Below are 19,995 nucleotides of genomic sequence, written 5' to 3' on the forward strand. Positions count from 1 at the left end.
TGTTCCAATCTGAATTGCCCTCGATGAAATCTGTTGCGATCTGCTTCGTCTGCCTCGGCAACATCTGCCGTTCGCCCACCGCCGAGGCGGTGATGCGCGCGCAGATCGAAGCTGCCGGATTGGCGTCGCAGATTGTCGTCGACTCGGCGGGCACCGGTGACTGGCACGTCGGCGAGGCACCGGATGCGCGCGCGCAGGGCGCCGCGCGGCAACGCGGTTACGATCTGTCGGCGCTGCGCGGCCGCCAGATCGGCAAAGCCGATTTCGAACGCTTCGACCTCCTGCTGGCGATGGACGACGCGAATCTGCGCGAATTGCACAAGCTGTGTCCTCCGGAGCATCGGCACAAGATGCATTTGTTGATGGAGTTTGCGGCGCGAGCAGAAAGCCGCGAGGTCGCCGACCCTTACTTCGGCGGCGCCCAAGGGTTCGAGCAGGTGCTGGATCAATGCGAAGAGGCATGCCAGGGCTTGCTTGCCGATTTGCGCACAAGGCTGGCGGCTGCGAATTAAACAGCTGCTCCGCGAATAACCGGAATTGAGATAGGGATACTTGACTAAATTTGTCATGTATTTATACTTGACCAAAATCGTCAAGATTGCTGTCCCCCCGACATTATGAGACTGACCACGAAAGGCCGTTTCGCCGTCACGGCGATGATCGACTTGGCACTGCGCCAAGAGCAGGGCCCGGTGACGCTGGCCGGCATCAGCCAGCGCCAGCGCATCTCGCTCTCCTACCTCGAGCAGCTGTTCGGCAAGCTGCGCCGTCATGAAATCGTCGAGTCCGTGCGCGGACCGGGCGGCGGATACAACCTCGCCCGCCGCGCGGAAGACGTCACGGTCGCGGACATCATCATTGCCGTCGACGAGCCGCTCGATGCCACGCAGTGCGGCGGCAAGGGCTCGTGCGAAGGCACGAAAACGCACGACGGCCACTGCATGACGCACGAGCTGTGGGCCACGCTCAATCAGAAGATGGTCGAGTACCTCGATTCCGTCTCGCTGAAAGACCTGGTCGACCAGCAGCGTTCGCGCGAAGGCGCGCCCGCCGTGCTGCGCGACCGGCGCACCGAGCCGCCGGCCGTCGAGCCCGCGCGGGTGGTGCCGAAAGGACCGAATTCCGTTTTCAATATGGCGAGTTCATAAGCGCTCATTCCCCACAGAGCCGAACCGTCAGCCGTTGAGCTGTGCATTGATTCCCCGGAGCGATTGATGAATAACGATATTCCCCACCTGCCCATTTACATGGACTACAGCGCGACGACGCCCGTCGATCCGCGCGTGGTGGACAAGATGATCCCGTACCTGCGCGAACAATTCGGCAACCCGGCTTCGCGCAGCCACTCGTACGGCTGGGACGCTGAACGGGCTGTGGAAGAGGCGCGCGAGAATGTCGCCGCGCTCGTCAATGCCGATCCGCGCGAGATCATCTGGACCTCGGGCGCGACCGAATCGGACAACCTCGCGATCAAGGGCGCGGCGCACTTCTACAAGAGCAAGGGCAAGCACGTCATCACGGTGAAGACCGAGCACAAGGCCGTGCTCGATACCGGTCGCGAGCTCGAGCGCGAAGGCTTCGACGTCACGTATCTGGACGTGAAGCCCGATGGCCTCATCGACCTCGACGTGTTCAAGGCCGCGTTGCGCCCGGACACGATTCTGGTTTCGGTGATGTTCGTGAACAATGAGATCGGCGTGATTCAGGACATCGCGACGATCGGCGAAATTTGCCGTGAAAAAGGCATCATTTTCCACGTCGATGCGGCGCAGGCGACGGGCAAGGTCGAGATCGACCTCGCCAAGCTCAAGGTCGACCTGATGTCGTTCTCGGCACACAAGACTTATGGCCCGAAGGGCATTGGCGCGCTGTATGTGCGCCGCAAGCCGCGCGTGCGCATCGAAGCGCAAATGCACGGCGGCGGTCACGAACGCGGCATGCGCTCGGGCACGCTGGCGACGCATCAGATCGTCGGCATGGGCGAAGCGTTCCGGATCGCGCGGGAAGAAATGGCGACGGAAAACGAGCGCGTGCGGATGCTGCGCGACAAGCTGCTGCGCGGCCTCTCGGAGATGGAAGAGGTCTACGTCAATGGCGACATGGAACAGCGCATTCCGCACAATCTGAACATCAGCTTCAATTTCGTCGAAGGCGAGTCGCTGATCATGGCGATCAAGGATGTCGCGGTGTCGTCGGGTTCGGCGTGCACGTCGGCGTCGCTGGAACCGTCGTACGTGCTGCGCGCGCTCGGCCGCAACGACGAACTCGCGCACAGCTCGATCCGCTTCACGGTTGGCCGTTTCACGACGGAGCAGGATGTCGAATACGTCATCAATCTGTTGAAGGGCAAGATTGCAAAACTGCGCGATCTGTCGCCGCTTTGGGAAATGCATCAGGACGGCATCGATCTGTCGACGATCAAGTGGGCCGCGCACTAAAGAGGCGCTGGCAACCCGGACGTTGTTATCGAATGCACGCTGAATTGAATCAAGGAGTGTGACCATGTCTTACAGCAACAAAGTACTGGACCATTACGAAAACCCGCGCAACGTCGGCTCCTTCGCGAAGGACGACGATACGGTCGGCACCGGCATGGTCGGCGCGCCCGCATGCGGTGACGTGATGAAGCTGCAGATTCGCGTCGGCGCCGATGGCGTCATCGAAGATGCGAAGTTCAAGACGTACGGCTGCGGTTCGGCGATTGCGTCGAGCTCGCTCGTCACCGAGTGGGTGAAGGGCAAGACGCTCGACCAGGCGCTCTCGATCAAGAACACGCAGATCGCCGAAGAGCTCGCGCTGCCGCCGGTGAAGATCCACTGCTCGATCCTCGCGGAAGACGCGATCAAGGCGGCTGTCGCCGATTACAAGCAGCGCCACGGCGGTGAGCAAGCGTCGGACGAAGCGAAGCAACAGGTCGCCTGATCGGCGAGCCGCGGGACGAGAAAAACGCTATGGCAATCACATTGACGGATAAAGCCGCACAGCACGTACAGAAGTACCTGACGCGTCGGGGCAAAGGGCTCGGGCTGCGGCTCGGCGTGCGCACGACCGGTTGCTCCGGTCTCGCCTACAAGCTCGAATATGTCGATGAACTCGCGCCGGAAGATCAGGTGTTCGAGAGCAACGGCGTGAAGGTCGTCGTCGATCCGAAGAGCCTGGCGTATATCGACGGCACCGAACTCGACTTCGCGCGCGAGGGGTTGAACGAGGGCTTCAAGTTCAACAATCCGAACGTGAAGGACGAGTGCGGCTGCGGCGAATCGTTTCGCGTCTAAGTCGAGGCTCGAGCGGGAAAGAGGCGGCGCGGGCCGCCTTTTTGTTTGCTGGTCTCCCAATTTCAACCGATGACGTAATCCGATGGCATCGATCAACGACAGCCACTTCGACCTCTTTCAACTGCCGGCGCGCTACACGCTCGACGCGGACACGCTCGAGCACGCGTACCGCACCGTGCAGACTCAGGTGCATCCGGACCGCTTTGCCGCGGCCGGCGACGCGCAAAAGCGCATCGCGATGCAATGGGCGACGCGCGCGAACGAGGCGTATCGCACGCTGCGCGATCCGTTGAAGCGCGCGATCTATCTGCTGTCGATTCGCGGCGTCGATGTCGCGATGGAAAGCAATACGGCGATGGAGCCGGTGTTCCTGATGCAGCAGATGGAATGGCGCGAGGGCGTCGAAGATGCGGCGGCGGCGAAGAACGTCGACGCGCTCGATGCGCTTCTCACCGAATTGCGCGACGAAGAGCGCGTGCGTTTCACCAAGCTCGCGGCATTGCTCGACAACGGCGCAGACCAGGCGGCGGCAGAGGCGGTGCGGCAATTGATGTTCATCGAACGCGTAGCGGCGGAAATCGGCACGCAAATCGAAAGACTCGATCACTGACGACAACGCGCGGCAAGTCAGCGACTGAACGCCAAGCGCTCGTCGCCCGGCAACGCGATAATGGCGGGGGCACATGAACCCCGAAGAGTACTGATGGCATTACTGCAAATTTCCGAACCCGGCATGGCGCCCGCGCCGCATCAGCGGCGCCTCGCTGTCGGTATCGATCTCGGCACGACGAACTCGCTCGTCGCCGCGGTGCGCAGCAGCATCCCCGAAGTGCTGCCCGACGAGCACGGCAACCTGCTGCTGCCCTCGGTGGTCCGCTATCTGGAGAAGGGCGGCCGGCGTATCGGCCACGTCGCGAAGGCGGAGGCGGCCTCCGATCCGCGCAATACGATCGTGTCGGTCAAGCGCTTCATGGGGCGCGGCAAGGAAGAAGTCGAGGGCCACGAGAACGCGCCGTATGACTTCGTCGATGCGCCCGGCATGGTGCAGATCCGCACCGTCGATGGCGTGAAGAGTCCAGTCGAAGTGTCTGCCGAAATTCTCGCGACGCTGCGTCAGCGCGCCGAAGATTCGCTTGGCGACGAACTCGTCGGCGCCGTGATCACCGTGCCTGCTTATTTCGACGAAGCACAGCGCCAGGCGACCAAGGACGCCGCGCGCCTCGCGGGCTTGAATGTGTTGCGCCTCCTGAACGAACCGACCGCTGCGGCGATCGCCTATGGTCTGGACAACGGCGCGGAGGGGCTCTACGCGGTGTACGACCTCGGCGGCGGCACGTTCGACTTGTCGATCCTGAAGCTCACGAAGGGTGTGTTCGAAGTGCTGGCGGCGGGTGGCGATTCCGCGCTTGGCGGTGACGACTTCGATCACGCGCTATTCCGCCACGTGCTCGCGAAGGCGAGCATCGACGCGAAGAGTCTGACGCCCGAAGACGTGCGTATGTTGCTCGACCGCGTGCGCGAGACGAAAGAGGCGCTGTCGGCGACGCCGAGCGCGAAGCTTCAAGCCACGCTGTCGAGCGGCGCAAAGCTCGAAGTCACGGTAGACGAAACCGAATTCGCCAATCTCGTGCAGGACCTCGTGCAACGCACGCTCGGGCCCACGAAGAAGGCGCTGCGCGATGCGAAGATCGCGCCGAAGGACGTCAAAGGCGTGGTGCTGGTCGGCGGCGCGACGCGCATGCCGGTGATCCGGCGCGCGGTCGAAGCGTTCTTCGGTCAGCCGCCGCTCGTCAATCTCGATCCGGATCAGGTGGTTGCGCTCGGCGCGGCGATCCAGGCCGATCTGCTCGCGGGCAACCGCGGCGCCGAAGGCGACGACTGGCTGCTGCTCGATGTGATTCCCCTTTCGCTCGGCGTCGAGACGATGGGTGGCCTCACCGAAAAAATCATCCCTCGCAATTCGACGATTCCGGTCGCACGCGCGCAAGATTTCACGACCTTCAAGGACGGCCAGACCGCGATGGCGATCCATGTCGTCCAGGGCGAGCGCGAATTGGTGTCCGACTGCCGCTCGCTTGCACGCTTCGAGCTGCGCGGCATTCCGCCGATGGCGGCCGGCGCGGCGCGCATTCGCGTGACGTATCAGGTCGATGCTGACGGCTTGCTGTCCGTGTTCGCGCGCGAGCAGCATTCGGGCGTGGAGGCGTCAGTTGTCGTCAAGCCGTCATATGGTCTCGCTGACGACGATGTCGCGCGCATGCTCGAAGAGAGCTTCAAGACCGCCGAAGTCGACATGCGCGCCCGCGCGCTGCGCGAAGCGCAAGTCGAAGCGAAGCGCATGCTGGAAGCGACCGAGGCGGCGCTCGCCGCGGACGGCGAATTGCTCGACGACGACGAACGCGCGCAAGTCGACGCGTCGCTCGCCGGACTGCGAGCGCTGGCCGAAGGCGACGATGCCGGTGCGATCGAAGCCGCGACGAAGGCGCTTGCGGAACAAACCGACGAGTTCGCCGCGCGCCGCATGGATAAGGGCATTCGGCTCGCGCTGACGGGCCGCAAGCTCGACGAGATCTGAAGCGCGTCGGATGAATTTATCGGCGGTGAAAGAAGCCGCCGGCAACACACGCCGTGGCTCCCTGGTGCCGCGGCACTACACAGTCAAAACGGAATTCGTATGCCTCAAATCGTTGTGCTGCCTCACGTCGAACTGTGCCCGGAAGGGGCCGTGATCGACGCCGTGCCGGGCAAGAGCGTGTGCGACAGCCTGCTCGAGCACGGTATTGAAATCGAGCACGCATGCGAAAAGTCTTGCGCTTGCACCACGTGTCATGTGATCGTGCGCGAAGGGTTCGACGCGCTGACGCCGTCCGAAGAGGACGAAGACGATCTGCTCGACAAGGCTTGGGGGCTCGAGCCGACCTCGCGGCTGTCGTGTCAGACGCTCGTGCCGGAAAGCGAGGATCTCGTCGTCGAGATTCCCCGTTATTCGATCAACCACGCGAAGGAAAATCACTGAACGAAGGAGCGAGATGCCATGAAGTGGACCGATACGCAAGAAATCGCGATGGCCTTGACCGACAAGCACACGGATATCGATCCGCAATATGTGCGGTTCACCGATTTACATCGCTGGGTCACCGAGCTTGAGGGTTTTGACGACGATCCCGAGCGGTCGAGCGAGAAGATTCTCGAGGCGATCCAGCTGGCCTGGATCGAAGACGCGGCTGAATAAATTCGATTCGGCAGTGGGCTGACAAAGGAAAAGCCGCTTCGCAAACGCGAAGCGGCTTTTTTCATACCGGTGGGCGATGGGGCCGCTTAACCCGGTTAATCGGTTCAGCCTGCGGCAAGCGTGCCGTTCTCGATGTGCACGCGGTCGCCTTGCTGGAACGGCGGCGCTTCACGATACGTGAAGTAGCGCGTATGGCCGTTTTCCATCTTCACGCGGACTTGGTAGTCGGTTTCGCTGCGCAGATGCTTTTCGACCGCGTTGCCCGCGAAGCCGCCGCCGACTGCGCCGAGCACCGTCATCGCGGCGCGGCCGGTACCGTGACCGAACATATTGCCGACGACACCGCCTGCCACTGCACCGCCGACTGCGCCGACACCGGTGCCATGGCCTTCCTTCTTGATCGGCACGACCGCTACGACGGTGCCGCAGGTCGCGCAGTAGGCCGGGGCAGGCTGCTGTTGCGGCTGCTGTGCGTACTGCGGTTGGGCCGGCTGCTGTTGCGGCTGCTGTGCGTATTGAGGCTGCTGCGCGTATTGCGGCTGGGCCGGTTGCGCTGCTTGCTGAGCTGGCGCGGCCGGCTCAGCGGGAGCGGCGGGCTGTTGAGCCATCGTTTGCGGCTGCTCTTGCGTGGGCGCAGCCTGCTGGGCCGCTTGCTGGCTCGCCTGGCCGTTGGCCGACAGCGTGGCCGGCGCCGATGAATCGACGACGCCTTGCGGTTGCGCCGTGACTGCTGCGGCTTGCGTCTGGCTATTTTGCGCGTCCGAGCTCGATGCCTTCGGAAACAGGCCCGTGATTGCCGCGGTGGCGGCGAGGCTCGCGACAATGACGCCTGCTGCCGCGGTGGCGATGAGCGGGTGAAGGCGGCGATGCGGTGTGGTCGGCGTGTTTTGTTGATCCATTTGGAAACCTCCGTCTGAGCAGAGTCGATTTAGCTACGACAATAGTCTCCGCCAAATGGCTCCCGGTTGCGTTTCCATTTGTAACCGTTTCCAACGGGCCCAACGCAGAGGCTCGCGTCACCTCCTCGTGAAATCACGGGCTGTTCGAGGGTCGAAAGCACAAAAGAAAACTGCCCGACAAACCGCATCGGGCAGCATTTACCGACAGTTACAAATGTCCCTCTAAAAACGCATCAATCTTCGCGGCGCAGGTGCGGGAAGAGGATCACGTCGCGGATGCTCGGGCTATCGGTCAAGAGCATCACAAGGCGGTCGATGCCGATGCCGCAGCCGCCCGTCGGGGGCATGCCGTATTCGAGCGCGCGGATGTAGTCGGCGTCGTAGAACATCGCTTCTTCATCGCCCGCGTCCTTCTGCTCGACTTGCTTTTTGAAGCGCGCGGCCTGGTCTTCCGGATCGTTCAGCTCCGAGAAGCCGTTCGCGATTTCGCGGCCGGTCATGAACAGCTCGAAGCGCTCGGTGATGCCTTCACGCGCGTCCGACGCACGCGCGAGCGGCGACACTTCGATCGGGTAGTCGATGATGTAGGTCGGCTCCCACAATTGCGACTCGGCGGTTTCTTCGAAGAGCGCGAGCTGCAGCGCACCAAGGCCTGCGTTCAGGAACGCAGGCTGGTTCGTGTCGACGCCGAACTTCTTCAGCTCGGTGCGCACGAAGGCGGCATCCGACAGCTGGCCATCGGTGTATTGCGGCGCGTACTTCTGGATCGCCTGCGTGATGGTCAGGCGATGGAACGGCTTGGCGAGATCGAGCTCACGACCCTGGTAGGTGATCGTGGCCGTGCCGAGCGCGTCGATTGCCGCTTGGCGGATCAGCTGCTCGGTGAAGTCCATGAGCCACGTGTAGTCGGTGTACGCAGCGTAGAACTCCATCATCGTGAATTCCGGATTGTGACGCGGCGAAACGCCTTCGTTACGGAAATTCCGGTTGATCTCGAACACGCGCTCGAAGCCGCCGACGACGAGGCGCTTCAAATAGAGTTCAGGCGCGATGCGCAGGAACATCTGCATGTCGAGCGCATTGTGGTGCGTGACGAACGGCTTGGCCGCAGCGCCGCCCGGGATCGGGTGCAGCATCGGCGTCTCGACTTCCATGAAGCTCGCGTCCGACATGAACTTGCGGATCGACGACACCGCCTTCGTGCGCGCGACGAACGTCTTGCGCGCTTCGGGCGTGACGATCAGGTCGACGTAGCGCTGGCGATAGCGCATTTCCTGGTCGGCGAGGCCGTGGAACTTGTCGGGCAGCGGACGCAGCGCTTTCGACAAGAGACGCAGCTCCGTGCAGCGCACCGACAGCTCGCCCTTGTTGGTGCGAAAGAGCACGCCGCGCGCCGCGACGATGTCGCCGAGGTCCCACTTCTTGAAGGCTTCGTAGGTCTCTTCGCCGACGTCGGCCGGCGTGATGAAGAATTGGATCTGGCCCGAGCCGTCGCGCACCGTCGCGAAGCTCGCCTTGCCCATCACGCGCTTGAGCATCATGCGGCCGGCGATGGCCACATTGAGCGCGGTCGCTTCGAGCGCGTCCTTGTCGGTGTCGGCGTAGTCCGCCTGAAGGTCGCCGGCGTGATGCGTCGGACGGAAGTCGTTAGGGAACGCCACGCCGCGCTCGCGCAGCGCGCGCAGTTTCTCGCGGCGCTCGGCGATGATCTGGTTGTCGTCCTGTTCGGGCACGGCGGCCGGCTGGGTCAGTTCGGTCATGATGGTTGGCTATTGAAACTTACACGCCTTGCTTGAGGCTGGCGCTGATGAACTCGTCGAGGTCGCCGTCGAGCACGCTCTTGGTGTTGCTGATTTCGACGTTGGTGCGCAGATCCTTGATGCGGCTGTTGTCGAGCACGTACGAGCGGATCTGGTGGCCCCAGCCCACGTCGGACTTGCTCGATTCGAGCTTGTCCTGCTCGGACTGGCGCTTGCGCATTTCCGCTTCGTAGAGGCGCGATTTCAGCATCGCCATCGCCTCGGCGCGGTTGCGGTGCTGCGAGCGGTCGTTCTGGCACTGCACGACGATGCCGCTCGGCATGTGCGTGATCCGCACGGCCGAATCGGTCTTGTTGATGTGCTGACCGCCCGCGCCCGAGGCGCGGAACGTATCGATGCGCAAATCCGCCGGATTGACGTCGACCTCGAACGAATCGTCGATCTCGGGGTACACGAACACCGACGAGAACGACGTGTGACGGCCGCCCGACGAGTCGAACGGCGACTTGCGCACGAGGCGGTGAATGCCCGTTTCGGTACGCAGAAAGCCGTACGCGTACTCGCCTTCGACCTTGATCGTTGCGCTCTTGATGCCGGCGACGTCGCCTTCTGATTCTTCGAGCACTTCCGTCTTGAAGCCCTTGCGCTCGCAGTAGCGCAGGTACTGGCGCAACAGCATCGACGCCCAGTCGCACGCTTCGGTGCCGCCGGCGCCGGCTTGAATATCGATGAATGCGTTGTTCGGGTCGGCCGGGTTCGAGAACATCCGGCGGAATTCCATATCGGCGACGCGCTGCTCCAGGCCGCCGGCATCGGCTTCGCAGGCGACGAGCGTGTCGTCGTCGCCTTCCTCGCGGGCCATGTCGAAGAGGTCCTGCGTGTCGCGCAGGTCGTTATCGAGCGCCGTGAGCGTCATCACGACGCCGTCGAGCAGCTTCTTTTCCTTGCCGAGTGCCTGGGCGTGCTTCGAGTCGTTCCAGACGTCCGGGTCTTCGAGTTCCTTGTTGACTTCGGCTAGCCGTGACGCTTTGGCGTCGTAGTCAAAGATACCCCCGTAGCTCGCCTGCGCGATGGCGCAGGTCCGCAAGAGAGCTTTCGATCGCGTTGAGACGTTCCGCTTCCATGTCGATCTTTTCTGCTTCGTAAAAAGGAGAAATTATAGCCGATCGGCATGGCAAGCCGGCGGTGCGGACGGTTGCCGCGCGGCACGCGTGCTCGAAGCGCCGCGCCTCAATGAGCTGTAGTCAATCCCCCGCGTGCTCCACGATCAACTGCACGCGCGACACGCCGTTCCACGTATCGCTCGAGAGCCGGTAGGCGAGCGTCGCGCGCGCGGGCAGCGGGTCGGTGTGGTTGAACCAGATCGCGGAAAAGCGCTGGCGGCCGCGCGCGAGCTGCAGCTTCAAGTGCTTGTCCTTCACGAGCGCCTGCGAGGCGATGTCGAACTCGCCGGAAAACACCGGCGCTGGAAACCCCTGGCCCCAGACGGCGGCGTCGAGCATCTCGACGAATTGCGGCGTGAAGTACGCGTCCTCGAGGTCGCCGTCGGTTTCGATCACGCGCGCGAGCGCGTCGTCGCTCAGCCACTCGCGGCCGACGGCTTCGAACGCGGCCGTGAAGCGCGGGATATCGGCCGCGGCGAGCGTGACACCCGCCGCCATCGCGTGGCCGCCGAACTTGACGATGAGGCCGGGCTCGCGCTTGGCGATCAGATCGAGCGCATCGCGCAGATGGAAGCCCGCGATCGAGCGGCCCGAGCCCTTGGCGAGCACGCCGCTGTCGTCGGCGAGGGCGAACGTGAACGACGGTCGATGAAACTTTTCCTTCAGACGCCCGGCGACGATGCCGATCACGCCCTGGTGCCAGTTCGGATTGAAGAGCGTGATGGTAGCGGTGCCCGCCGGATCGACCGACGACAGGTCTTCCAGCGCCTGCTGCTGCATGCCCGCTTCGATCTCGCGGCGCTCGCGGTTCATGGCGTCGAGCTGCTGCGCGAGTTCCCAGGCGCGGCCGACGTCGTCGGTCGTCAGGCATTCGATACCGAGCGACATGTCGGAGAGGCGGCCGGCCGCATTCAGGCGCGGTCCGAGCGCGAAGCCGAGGTCGAAGCCCGATGCGCTTCTCGCGTCGCGTCCGGCGGCGCGGAAGAGAGCGGCGATGCCCGGTTGCATGCGTCCGTTGCGGATGCGCTGCAGCCCTTGCGCGACCAGCACGCGGTTGTTGCCGTCGAGCTTCACGACGTCCGCGATGGTGCCGAGCGCGACTAGGTCGAGCAGGCCGTCCAGACGCGGCTCGGGGCGCTGGCCGGCGTCCGTTCCGAACACGCCGCGCTTTCTCAGCTCGGCGCGCAAGGCGAGCAGCACGTAGAACATCACGCCTACGCCCGCGATGCACTTGCTCGGAAATTCGCAGCCCGGCTGGTTCGGATTGACGATCGCGCGGGCTTGCGGCAGCGCGTCGCCGGGCAGGTGGTGATCGGTGACGAGCACGTCGATATCGAGCGCATTCGCCGCCTCGACGCCGTCGACGCTTGCGATGCCGTTGTCCACGGTGATCAGCAGATCGGGCTTGCCGCCTTTACGGGTTGCCGCGAGTTCGACGATCTCGGGCGTGAGGCCGTAGCCGTATTCGAAGCGGTTCGGCACGAGGTAGTCGATGTGCGCGCCGAGCATCCGCAAGCCGCGCACGGCCACGGCGCAGGCGGTCGCGCCGTCGCAGTCGTAATCGGCGACGACGAGCATGCGCCGATTCTGTTCGAGCGCGTCGGCGAGCAGAACGGCGGCATCGGCGCAGCCCTTGAGGCTCGCCGGCGGCACGAGCCGCGTGAGGGCGGTTTCGATTTCGTCGGGCTGGCACACGCCGCGGGCGGCGTACAAGCGGGCGAGCACGGGGTGAAGGCCGTGGCGGATCAACGCTTGCGCGTCGGCGGGAGACGACGCGCGGGTCACGATTCGGGTCATGCGGTGTAGCCGAAAAAGGAGCGGGCGAGTGGGCGCGGAGCGGATCGCCCGCCAAGTGTCATTCGAAAAGCGACGCCAGTACGCGGCGGCGCCAGAATTTGCGCAGGTCGCCGCGCGTGACGGTGAGCGTCGACGAGCCGGTGTCGCCGCAAAGCGTCAAGCCCAGTTCGCCGATGCGGCCCGCCTGCAGCGCGGCTAGCGCTGGGGCGAACCAGTCGCGTTCGAGCGTGTTCAGCGCTGCATGCCAGCGCGCCCAGTCCTGTTCGATGAACGGCGACGAGAACGGGTCCAGCTCGACGAGCGTGGCGCCGTCGGCGTTCGCTTGCAGCGCGCCGAACGACGAGGGCGGCGGACCCGCTTCGACGCCCGCGGCAAGCGCGAGCCCGCGCGTGGCCGCGGCATCGGAAAGCACCCGCGCAAACGGGCTCTTGACCGCTTGCGCCGCGCCTTGCGCATGCATCCAGATCGAATTGACCGCGGGCAGTCCGCGCGCCTCGCGCGCTTCGTTCACGGGATGTTCGAACCACGCCATCTGCACTTCGTTTTGCAGCTTCATCCAGGCGCGCGAGCGCTGACCGGTGTGCGCTTCGTGCGGCAGCCAGATCTCGATGTTGCGCCCGCTCGCGCGCAGCGGGGACGCGCCGGCAAGCGCGCCAAACATATCGCTCGACAGGTACCAGCGCGTCGGCCGCGGCGCTTCGATGCGCACGCCGAGCTCCTCGACGAGCGGCTTGGCGACCGCCAGGAGCGTCGCGGCTTCGTCCTCCGACAATTCGAGCGAGGCAGGATCGATCAGCACCAGGTGATCGTGAGCGATGCGCACGTGCACCGGCTGCACGCAGGCCCAGACGGCGTCGCCCGGCGTGCCGCCGTCTGCGAGCAGCATGTAAGGCGCAAGCGGCGCTTCGTCGTCGGCACTCGACGCGACGGCGCCGAACTGGCGCGCGACCCAGCGCTCATGCGGCAGCGTGCGTTGAAAATCCTCGCCGGCGACCCGTTCGACGAGGCTCGCGCGCGCCAGCAACTTTCCGAGCGCCGGGCTCTCCAAGTTGTGCAGTGCGGTAGAGGCGTCGGCGGCCGTGGGCAGCGCGAAGGGCAGCAGGAAATGGAGGCGGTTGGCGTGCATGATGGTGCGCATTGTATGGCAAACTTCGCGCTTGATTGACGGCTGAGGCGGTGGCGGATGTCCTCGGTGCGAGCATTTTCGAGGTCCGCGCGCTACGGGCCGGCGCTCGAATACGCCTGCATTTGCGTTGCATCGCAGCGTTTCTCGCAGCAGCCCGAATCCGACCGCGCGGGGGCCGCGTATCATTGCAAGCGTGGTTGCGCGCGGCGGCCTGGCTCGCCAAATGCGTGCCTTACGCGATATCTGCGCGACCTGCGCGCCGAAGGAACACGCCAAGGCGCCGAAAGAACACACTAAGGATTGGCTTGAAACTTCCCTACGAATGGCAGATCGGCTGGCGCTACACGCGCGCCGGCAAACGCACGACCGGCAACGGCTTCATCTCGTTCATCGCGCTCGTTTCGATGTCGGGCATCGCTCTCGGCGTCGCGGCGCTGATCGTCGTGCTCTCGGTGATGAACGGCTTCCAGAAAGAAGTGCGCGATCGCATGCTGTCGGTGCTCGCGCACGTCGAGATCTTTTCCCCCACCGGTTCGATGCCGAATTGGCAATTGACCGCACAGGAGGCGAAGCGGAACAAGGAAGTGATCGGCGCCGCGCCATACGTCGACGCGCAGGCGTTGCTCACGCGCCAGGACGCCGTGAGCGGCGTAGCGCTGCGCGGCGTCGAGCCGTCGCTCGAACCGGAGGTGTCCGACATCGGCAAGGAGATGCGCGCCGGCAGTCTGAACGCGCTCGAGCCGGGCTCGTTCGGCATCGTGCTCGGCGCGGATCTGGCCGCGAGCCTTGGCGTGTCGGTCGACGATAAGGTCACGCTCGTCGCACCCGAGGGCACCATCACGCCGGCCGGCATGCTGCCGCGCTTGAAGCAGTTCACCGTGGTCGGCGTGTTCGAATCCGGCCACTACGAATACGACAGCACGCTTGCGCTCATCAACATCCGCGATGCCGAGGCGCTGTTCCGGCTGCAGGCGCCGACCGGCGTGCGGCTGCGTCTCACGGACATGCAAAAGGCGCCGCAGGTCGCGCGCGAACTCACTCATCAATTGTCCGGCGATCTCTACATCCGCGACTGGACGCAGCAGAACAAGACCTGGTTCTCGGCGGTGCAGATCGAAAAACGGATGATGTTCATCATCCTCACGCTGATCATCGCGGTGGCGGCGTTCAATCTCGTGTCGTCGCTCGTGATGACCGTCACCAACAAGCAGGCCGATATCGCGATCCTGCGCACGCTCGGCGCGCAGCCCGGGTCGATCATGAAGATCTTCGTCGTGCAGGGCGTCACGATCGGCTTCGTCGGCACGGCGACGGGCGTCGCGCTCGGCTGCCTGATCGCGTGGAGCATCCCGTGGCTCGTGCCGATGATCGAGCATCTGTTCCACGTGCAGTTCCTGCCGCCGTCGGTGTACTTCATCAGCGAGCTGCCTTCGGAGCTCGTGCCGGGGGATGTCGTGAAGATCGGCATCATTGCGTTCGTACTATCGGCGTTGGCGACGCTCTATCCGAGCTGGCGCGGCGCGAAGGTGCGGCCGGCGGAGGCGCTGCGCTATGAATGAACAAGTCATCGAACAACCCATGACGGGCGCTACGGCTTTGGAAAAGAATTCAAACGATTACGTGCTCGAAGCGAGCGGCATTTCGAAAGCGTTCATTCAGGGCGGGCTCAACGTGCCGGTGCTGAACAATGCGCACCTGTCGGTGCGGCGCGGCGAGAAGCTCGCGATCGTCGGCGCTTCGGGGTCGGGCAAGAGCACGCTGCTGCACGTGCTGGGCGGACTCGACGAACCGACGGCCGGGCAGGTGTCGCTGCTCGGCAAGCCGTTCACGAAGCTCGCCGAGCGCGAGCGCAACGATTTGCGCAACCGCGCGCTGGGCTTCGTCTATCAGTTCCACCATCTGCTGCCGGAATTCAGCGCGCTCGATAACGTGGCGATGCCGCTGCGCATCCGGCGCATGCCGACGGAAGATGCGCGCCGCGACGCCCTGGCGACGCTCGAGCGCGTCGGCCTCGCGCATCGCGCGAAGCATCGGCCGGGCGAGCTGTCGGGAGGCGAGCGTCAACGCGTCGCGATTGCGCGCGCGCTCGTCACGAAGCCCGCCTGCGTGCTTGCCGACGAGCCGACCGGCAACCTCGACGGCAGCACCGCTGATTCGGTTTTCAACCTGATGCTCGAGCTGTCGGAGACGCTTGAAACGAGCTTCGTGATCGTCACGCACGATACGGACCTCGCCGCGCGTTGCGATCGCATCATGCGTTTGCGCGACGGCGTGTTGCACGAAGAGCCGTCAGTTCCCGTTTGACGCTTTGAGCGCCGGCGCGCGACATTCACCTCGCTACGCGGATCCTATGTGGATTGATACGCACTGCCACCTCGATGCCTCCGAGTTCGACGCGGATTGCGACGACGTGGTGCGCGCGGCGCATGACGCGGGTGTATCGCGAGTCGTGATTCCGAGCGTCGGGCGCGGCAACTTCGAGCGCGTGCGCGAGTTGGCGCAGCGTGTCCCGGGCGCGGTCTACGCGCTCGGCATCCATCCGATGTACACGCCGCGCGCGGTCGATGCCGATCTCGACCTGTTGCGCATGGAGATCGAAGCCAGTCTGGCCGATCCGCGCTTTGTCGGCATCGGCGAGATCGGCCTTGACTACTTTGTGCCCGGGCTCGACGACGCGAGGCAGCAGTTCTTCTACAACGAGCAGTTGAAGCTCGCGCGCGAATTCGATTTGCCGGTGATCTGCCATGTGCGCAAGTCGCAGGACCAAGTGTTGAAGGGCCTGCGCCGGCATGCCGTGAGCCGCGGTATCGCGCATGCGTTCAACGGAAGTTTTCAGCAAGCTCAGGCGTTCATCGATCACGGCATGCACCTGGGCTTTGGCGGCAACGTCACCTTTGAACGCGCGCTGCAGATACGTCGCCTCGCGGAGCAGTTGCCGCTCGAAGCCATCGTGCTCGAGACCGATGCACCCGATATCGCGCCCGCATGGCGCTATAAAGAGCGCAACACGCCCGACCAGATTCCGCGCATCGGCGCTGTGCTTGCCGAGTTGCGCGGCATCGACGAAAACACGCTTGCACTAGGCACTATGGCTAACGCGCGCGCTGCGCTGCCGCGGCTCGCGCTTTCGTCCGCATAATCGTTCCTCGTGGTTCGCGCTGCGCCGGACACGTGCGCGGCATCTCATCTTTTGCTTGTGCTCGACGCGGCGCCTTTCGAACGGAGGGCGGATGCGGGCGGTCCTGTGCGGATTTGCATTGGGCGTTTTCGTGTTGCAGCAGCGGCCGGCTTTGCCCGATGCGTTGCAATGGAGCGCGAGCGCGGTGTTGCTGGCTGTGGCCGTTGCGTTTGCGGGATGGGCGTTCAGGCGCGAAGTGAGTTGGCTTCGCCGAGTTGGATTCTGCACGGTCGTGGTTGGTGCCGCGCTCGTCGGCTTCGGCTATGCGGCGTTGCGCGCCGAGATCCGTTTGCGTGATGCGCTGCCGGTGTCGTGGGAGGGGCGCGATATCGAGTTGATCGGTCATATCCGCGGCTTGCCTGTGCGCGACGCAAACAGTGTGCGATTTCTGTTCGCTGTCGATACCGATGACGCGCTCCGCACCACCGGTATTGCCCATTTCCCGCCGACGATTCAACTGACATGGATCGACCGCACTCGCGCGCCGGACGCGTTGCCGTTGCTCGTTCCCGGTGACCGCTGGCGTTTGATCGTGCGCTTGAAGCGGCCGCACGGCAACGCGAACTTCGGCGTGCGGGATCCGGAGGCCGCGCTGCTTGCGCGCAACGTGCGCGCGACGGGGTACGTTTCGGCGGCATCGGCAGCCGGTGCGCGGCGCTTGCCGGGCAGGGCGAGCGGCGTGGGTCTGACGATCGATCGCTGGCGCTTTGCGCTGCGTGCGCGAATCGACACGGTGCTCGCCGCGGCGCCACATCGCGGCATCGTCACCGCGCTCGCAGTCGGCGCACAGGATGCCGTCAGCGCCGAGGACTGGCTCCTGATGCGCAACACAGGCACGAGTCATCTGGTGGCGATTTCGGGTTTGCACATCGGCCTGGTCGCGGGGCTGTGCGCAGCGCTGGCGGGAGGGTTGTGGCGACGTTCGTGTTTTCTCGCGCGCGTGACTCGGCGTGACTGGCCGCTCCTCGTGCCCGCGCAAATCGTTGCTGCGGTGGCGGGCGCGGCAGTTGCCGCGTTCTACGCCGCGCTTGCCGGTTTCAACGTGCCCGCGCAGCGTGCGCTGTGGATGCTGACCGTGGTGAGCATCGCGTTTGTGAGCGGGCGTAGCGTGGCGCCTTCGCTGGTGCTGGCGTGGGCGTTGGCGATTGTGCTGCTGGCCGATCCCTGGGCGGTGATTACGCCGGGCTTCTGGCTGTCGTTTTGCGCGGTTGCGGCGATCCTGCTCATCGTGCACGGACATCTGCGCGTGGGAACGGAAGCTCAGTGGGAAGACGGCGAGGGCGACGAACCTCCGCGGTCGCGCGCATCGCGAGTGATCGCCGTTGTGCGCCGCCGGCTGATGCGCTGGCGCGAACGGCTGCTGAGCGCCGCACGCGTTCAATATGCAGTGACGCTGGGGCTCGCGCCGCTCACCGTCTATTGGTTTTCGCAGATTCCGCTGATTGGCCCGTTCGCCAACGCATTCGCGATTCCGTGGGTGAGCGCGCTCGTCACGCCGGCCGTGCTGGCGGGCGTGGTTTTGCCCGCACCGCTCGACGCGTGGGCTTTTCGCGCCGCGCACGCGCTCGTCGAGGCGATGGTGGCTGCCCTGCAGGCGCTGTCGGGCCCGGCCTGGGCTATCTGGCGCTTGCCGCAGCCGGACACCTGGGCGCTCGCCGCCGCCGCGGCTGGCGTCGTCTGGTACTTGATGCCGCGTGGCTGGCCGCTGCGCTGGGCCGCGCCATTGACGTGGCTGCCGCTCCTCGTGCCGCCGCCGGCCGGGCCGTCTGCGGGCATGTTCCGCGTGACCGCGCTCGACATCGGCCAAGGGACGTCGGTCCTGATCGAAACAGCGCACCACGCGCTCTTATTCGACACCGGTCCCGGTCCGGAATCGACGCACGCCGGCGAGCGGATCGTTGTGCCGTTCCTGCAGGCGAACGGCGTGCGCTCGCTCGACACGCTCGTGATCAGCCACGCGGATTCCGATCACGCCGGCGGCGCCGACGCCGTGCTGCAAGCGGTCCCCGTGCGCCAACTGCTCGCTGGCCTGCCGCCGGCGAATCGCCTATGGGGCGCAGCGAGCAGGGCAGGTGCGGATACGCTGCGGTGCGCCGCCGGTCAGCGCTGGCAATGGGACGGTGTCGAATTCACGATGCTTTGGCCCGATGCGGGGCCTCTCCCGGCAGTGTCGAACGCACAGTCGTGCGTGCTGCGCATCGCGGCTCCCGGTATGTCGGCGCTGCTGACCGGCGACGTCGATGCGCCATCCGAACGCGTGCTGGTGGCCCGGGCAAGGGAGGCGCCGCGGGACGCACTGCGCGCACAGGTGCTCGTCGTGCCGCACCACGGCAGCAAGAGCTCGTCGACCGAACCGTTCCTCGACTCTATTGATCCGCTGATTGCGGTATTTCAGGTAGGCTATCTCAATCGTTTTCACCATCCGAATCCCAGCGTGTGGGCGCGCTACGCGGCGCGCGGCATTGCTTTGACCCGCAGCGATCGCGATGGGGCGGTGCGCATCGATTCGAACGGCGGCGTGCTCGTGCTCGAGCGCTACCGCGAGACACATCGCCGCTACTGGATGGATTGACGAGCCGAGCAGACAGATCTGACACAACGATCGACACCAAGACCAAGACCGCACATGCGCGCGCACGACACACGCGCAGACAACCATCAGGAGGCAGCGGCGCGTGAAAAACATCATTCACTTCTCGCACGCGAACGGCTTTCCCGCGTCGACCTACCGCACGATCTTCGCGGAGCTCGCCGACGACTACGAACTGCGCTATATCGAGCGCATCGGTCACGATGCGCGCTACCCCGTGACGAGCGACTGGCCGCACCTCGTCGAGGAGCTGCTCGAAGACATCGATCGCTCCTATCAGCACCCGGTGTGGCTCGTCGGCCATTCGCTCGGCGGGTATCTCTCGCTGATGGCCGCGCTGAAAAGGCCGCAGTGGGTGCGCGGCGTCGTGATGCTCGATTCGCCCGTGATAGCGGGCTGGCGCGCGAACGTGCTGCGCGTGACGCAATGGACAGGGCTCGACGAGCGGATCTCGCCCGCGGCCGCTACACGCACGCGCCGCACCCATTGGGCGAGCCGCGAGGAGGCGTGGCGGCATTTTCACTCGAAGCCGGCGTTCGCGCGCTGGGACGAACGCGTGCTGTCCGACTACATCGACTTCGGCATCCCGCAGAGCGCCGCGGACGGCGCCCGCACGCTCGCGTTCGACCGGCAGATCGAATACGTGATCTACCGGACGCTGCCGCGCACGCTCGGCGCCCGGCTTGCGCACGGTGCTCCGGTACCGGTCGCGTTCATCGCCGGCAAGCACTCTAAGGAAATCCGCCAAGTCGGTCTCGACGCCACGCGGCGCGTGACGGGCGGACACATCGAATGGCTCGACGGCAGCCACTTGTTCCCGATGGAAAAGCCGCTCGAAACGGCGCGTGCGCTGCAACGGGCGCTGCACGAATTGCAAGCGCGCGAGCTGAGCGCGGCGTGACCCTCGGTCACGACGGCGTCACATGCGTCGTGCCGGATTAATGGCTGCACGGGCGTGCACAAATATTGTTGCCG

At 64.8% G+C, this 19,995-nt stretch carries 19 protein-coding genes; 14 read left to right on the plus strand and 5 right to left on the minus strand.

The features are described 5' to 3' along the window. Positions 1-23: 23 nt before the first annotated feature. The 9 genes from AAHK20_RS01760 (at position 24) to iscX (ending at position 6,507) form a co-directional block, all read left to right on the plus strand. Positions 24-512: a low molecular weight protein-tyrosine-phosphatase gene (locus AAHK20_RS01760; RefSeq protein WP_449179708.1), complete on the plus strand. Its 489-nt coding sequence runs from the start codon at positions 24-26 to the stop codon at positions 510-512. Between the two features lie 105 nt (positions 513-617). Further along, the gene (gene iscR, locus AAHK20_RS01765; protein ID WP_449179709.1) at positions 618-1,148 is read left to right on the plus strand and encodes a Fe-S cluster assembly transcriptional regulator IscR; all 531 of its coding nucleotides are present in this window, start codon (positions 618-620) and stop codon (positions 1,146-1,148) included. 66 nt (positions 1,149-1,214) lie between these two features. After that, positions 1,215-2,438 carry an IscS subfamily cysteine desulfurase gene (locus tag AAHK20_RS01770; RefSeq protein ID WP_449179710.1) on the plus strand — a complete coding sequence of 408 codons (1,224 nt, stop codon included), beginning with the start codon at positions 1,215-1,217 and terminating at the stop codon, positions 2,436-2,438. A 64-nt stretch (positions 2,439-2,502) separates the two neighbouring features. Beyond that, a complete protein-coding gene (gene iscU / locus AAHK20_RS01775) occupies positions 2,503-2,922 on the plus strand; it encodes a Fe-S cluster assembly scaffold IscU (RefSeq protein WP_449179711.1) in 420 nt (139 codons plus the stop codon). A 29-nt stretch (positions 2,923-2,951) separates the two neighbouring features. Beyond that, positions 2,952-3,275, plus strand: coding sequence for an iron-sulfur cluster assembly protein IscA (gene iscA, locus AAHK20_RS01780; protein ID WP_137332057.1), 324 nt, complete (start codon positions 2,952-2,954; stop codon positions 3,273-3,275). A gap of 82 nt (positions 3,276-3,357) precedes the next feature. Beyond that, positions 3,358-3,885, plus strand: coding sequence for a Fe-S protein assembly co-chaperone HscB (hscB, locus tag AAHK20_RS01785; RefSeq protein WP_449179712.1), 528 nt, complete (start codon positions 3,358-3,360; stop codon positions 3,883-3,885). 93 nt (positions 3,886-3,978) lie between these two features. Beyond that, positions 3,979-5,850 carry a Fe-S protein assembly chaperone HscA gene (hscA, locus tag AAHK20_RS01790; RefSeq protein WP_449179713.1) on the plus strand — a complete coding sequence of 624 codons (1,872 nt, stop codon included), beginning with the start codon at positions 3,979-3,981 and terminating at the stop codon, positions 5,848-5,850. Positions 5,851-5,949: 99 nt separating this feature from the next. After that, on the plus strand, positions 5,950-6,291 hold the full coding sequence (fdx, locus tag AAHK20_RS01795) for an ISC system 2Fe-2S type ferredoxin (protein ID WP_137332060.1): 342 nt from the start codon (positions 5,950-5,952) through the stop codon (positions 6,289-6,291). Between the two features lie 18 nt (positions 6,292-6,309). Then, positions 6,310-6,507, plus strand: coding sequence for a Fe-S cluster assembly protein IscX (iscX, locus tag AAHK20_RS01800; protein ID WP_449179714.1), 198 nt, complete (start codon positions 6,310-6,312; stop codon positions 6,505-6,507). 104 nt (positions 6,508-6,611) lie between these two features. Here the strand turns inward: iscX and AAHK20_RS01805 are convergent, their stop codons facing one another. The 5 genes from AAHK20_RS01805 to AAHK20_RS01825 all read right to left on the minus strand — a co-directional run bounded on the left by AAHK20_RS01805 (position 6,612) and on the right by AAHK20_RS01825 (position 13,264). Beyond that, positions 6,612-7,406 (minus strand): outer membrane lipoprotein, encoded by a 795-nt coding sequence (locus AAHK20_RS01805; RefSeq protein WP_449179715.1) that lies wholly within the window; start codon positions 7,404-7,406, stop codon positions 6,612-6,614. A 233-nt stretch (positions 7,407-7,639) separates the two neighbouring features. After that, positions 7,640-9,166 carry a lysine--tRNA ligase gene (gene lysS, locus AAHK20_RS01810; RefSeq protein ID WP_449179716.1) on the minus strand — a complete coding sequence of 509 codons (1,527 nt, stop codon included), beginning with the start codon at positions 9,164-9,166 and terminating at the stop codon, positions 7,640-7,642. Between the two features lie 19 nt (positions 9,167-9,185). Continuing rightward, positions 9,186-10,290, minus strand: a protein-coding gene (gene prfB / locus AAHK20_RS01815) for a peptide chain release factor 2 (protein ID WP_449179717.1) whose coding sequence is annotated in 2 segments (ribosomal slippage) — positions 9,186-10,208 and positions 10,210-10,290 — 1,104 coding nt in all. Because the reading frame shifts where the segments join, the coding sequence is not laid out codon by codon here. 120 nt (positions 10,291-10,410) lie between these two features. Beyond that, complete coding sequence (gene recJ, locus AAHK20_RS01820; protein WP_449179718.1) at positions 10,411-12,126, minus strand: single-stranded-DNA-specific exonuclease RecJ; 1,716 nt, start codon at positions 12,124-12,126, stop codon at positions 10,411-10,413. A 58-nt stretch (positions 12,127-12,184) separates the two neighbouring features. Further along, entirely contained in the window at positions 12,185-13,264 is a 1,080-nt protein-coding gene (locus AAHK20_RS01825) for a regulator (RefSeq protein WP_449179719.1), read from the minus strand. A 293-nt stretch (positions 13,265-13,557) separates the two neighbouring features. Between AAHK20_RS01825 and AAHK20_RS01830 the strand changes: the two genes are divergently transcribed. The 5 genes from AAHK20_RS01830 to AAHK20_RS01850 all read left to right on the plus strand — a co-directional run bounded on the left by AAHK20_RS01830 (position 13,558) and on the right by AAHK20_RS01850 (position 19,921). After that, positions 13,558-14,811, plus strand: a complete 1,254-nt coding sequence (locus AAHK20_RS01830; protein WP_449179720.1) for a lipoprotein-releasing ABC transporter permease subunit — start codon at positions 13,558-13,560, stop codon at positions 14,809-14,811. A 19-nt stretch (positions 14,812-14,830) separates the two neighbouring features. Beyond that, positions 14,831-15,556, plus strand: a complete 726-nt coding sequence (gene lolD / locus AAHK20_RS01835) for a lipoprotein-releasing ABC transporter ATP-binding protein LolD (RefSeq protein ID WP_449180043.1) — start codon at positions 14,831-14,833, stop codon at positions 15,554-15,556. Between the two features lie 46 nt (positions 15,557-15,602). Beyond that, positions 15,603-16,391, plus strand: coding sequence for a TatD family hydrolase (locus AAHK20_RS01840; RefSeq protein ID WP_449179721.1), 789 nt, complete (start codon positions 15,603-15,605; stop codon positions 16,389-16,391). Between the two features lie 91 nt (positions 16,392-16,482). Further along, positions 16,483-19,002: a DNA internalization-related competence protein ComEC/Rec2 gene (locus AAHK20_RS01845; protein WP_449179722.1), complete on the plus strand. Its 2,520-nt coding sequence runs from the start codon at positions 16,483-16,485 to the stop codon at positions 19,000-19,002. A 103-nt stretch (positions 19,003-19,105) separates the two neighbouring features. Continuing rightward, entirely contained in the window at positions 19,106-19,921 is an 816-nt protein-coding gene (locus AAHK20_RS01850) for an alpha/beta fold hydrolase (RefSeq protein ID WP_449179723.1), read from the plus strand. Positions 19,922-19,995 lie beyond the last annotated feature (74 nt).

The organism is Trinickia camelliae (assembly GCF_053525655.1).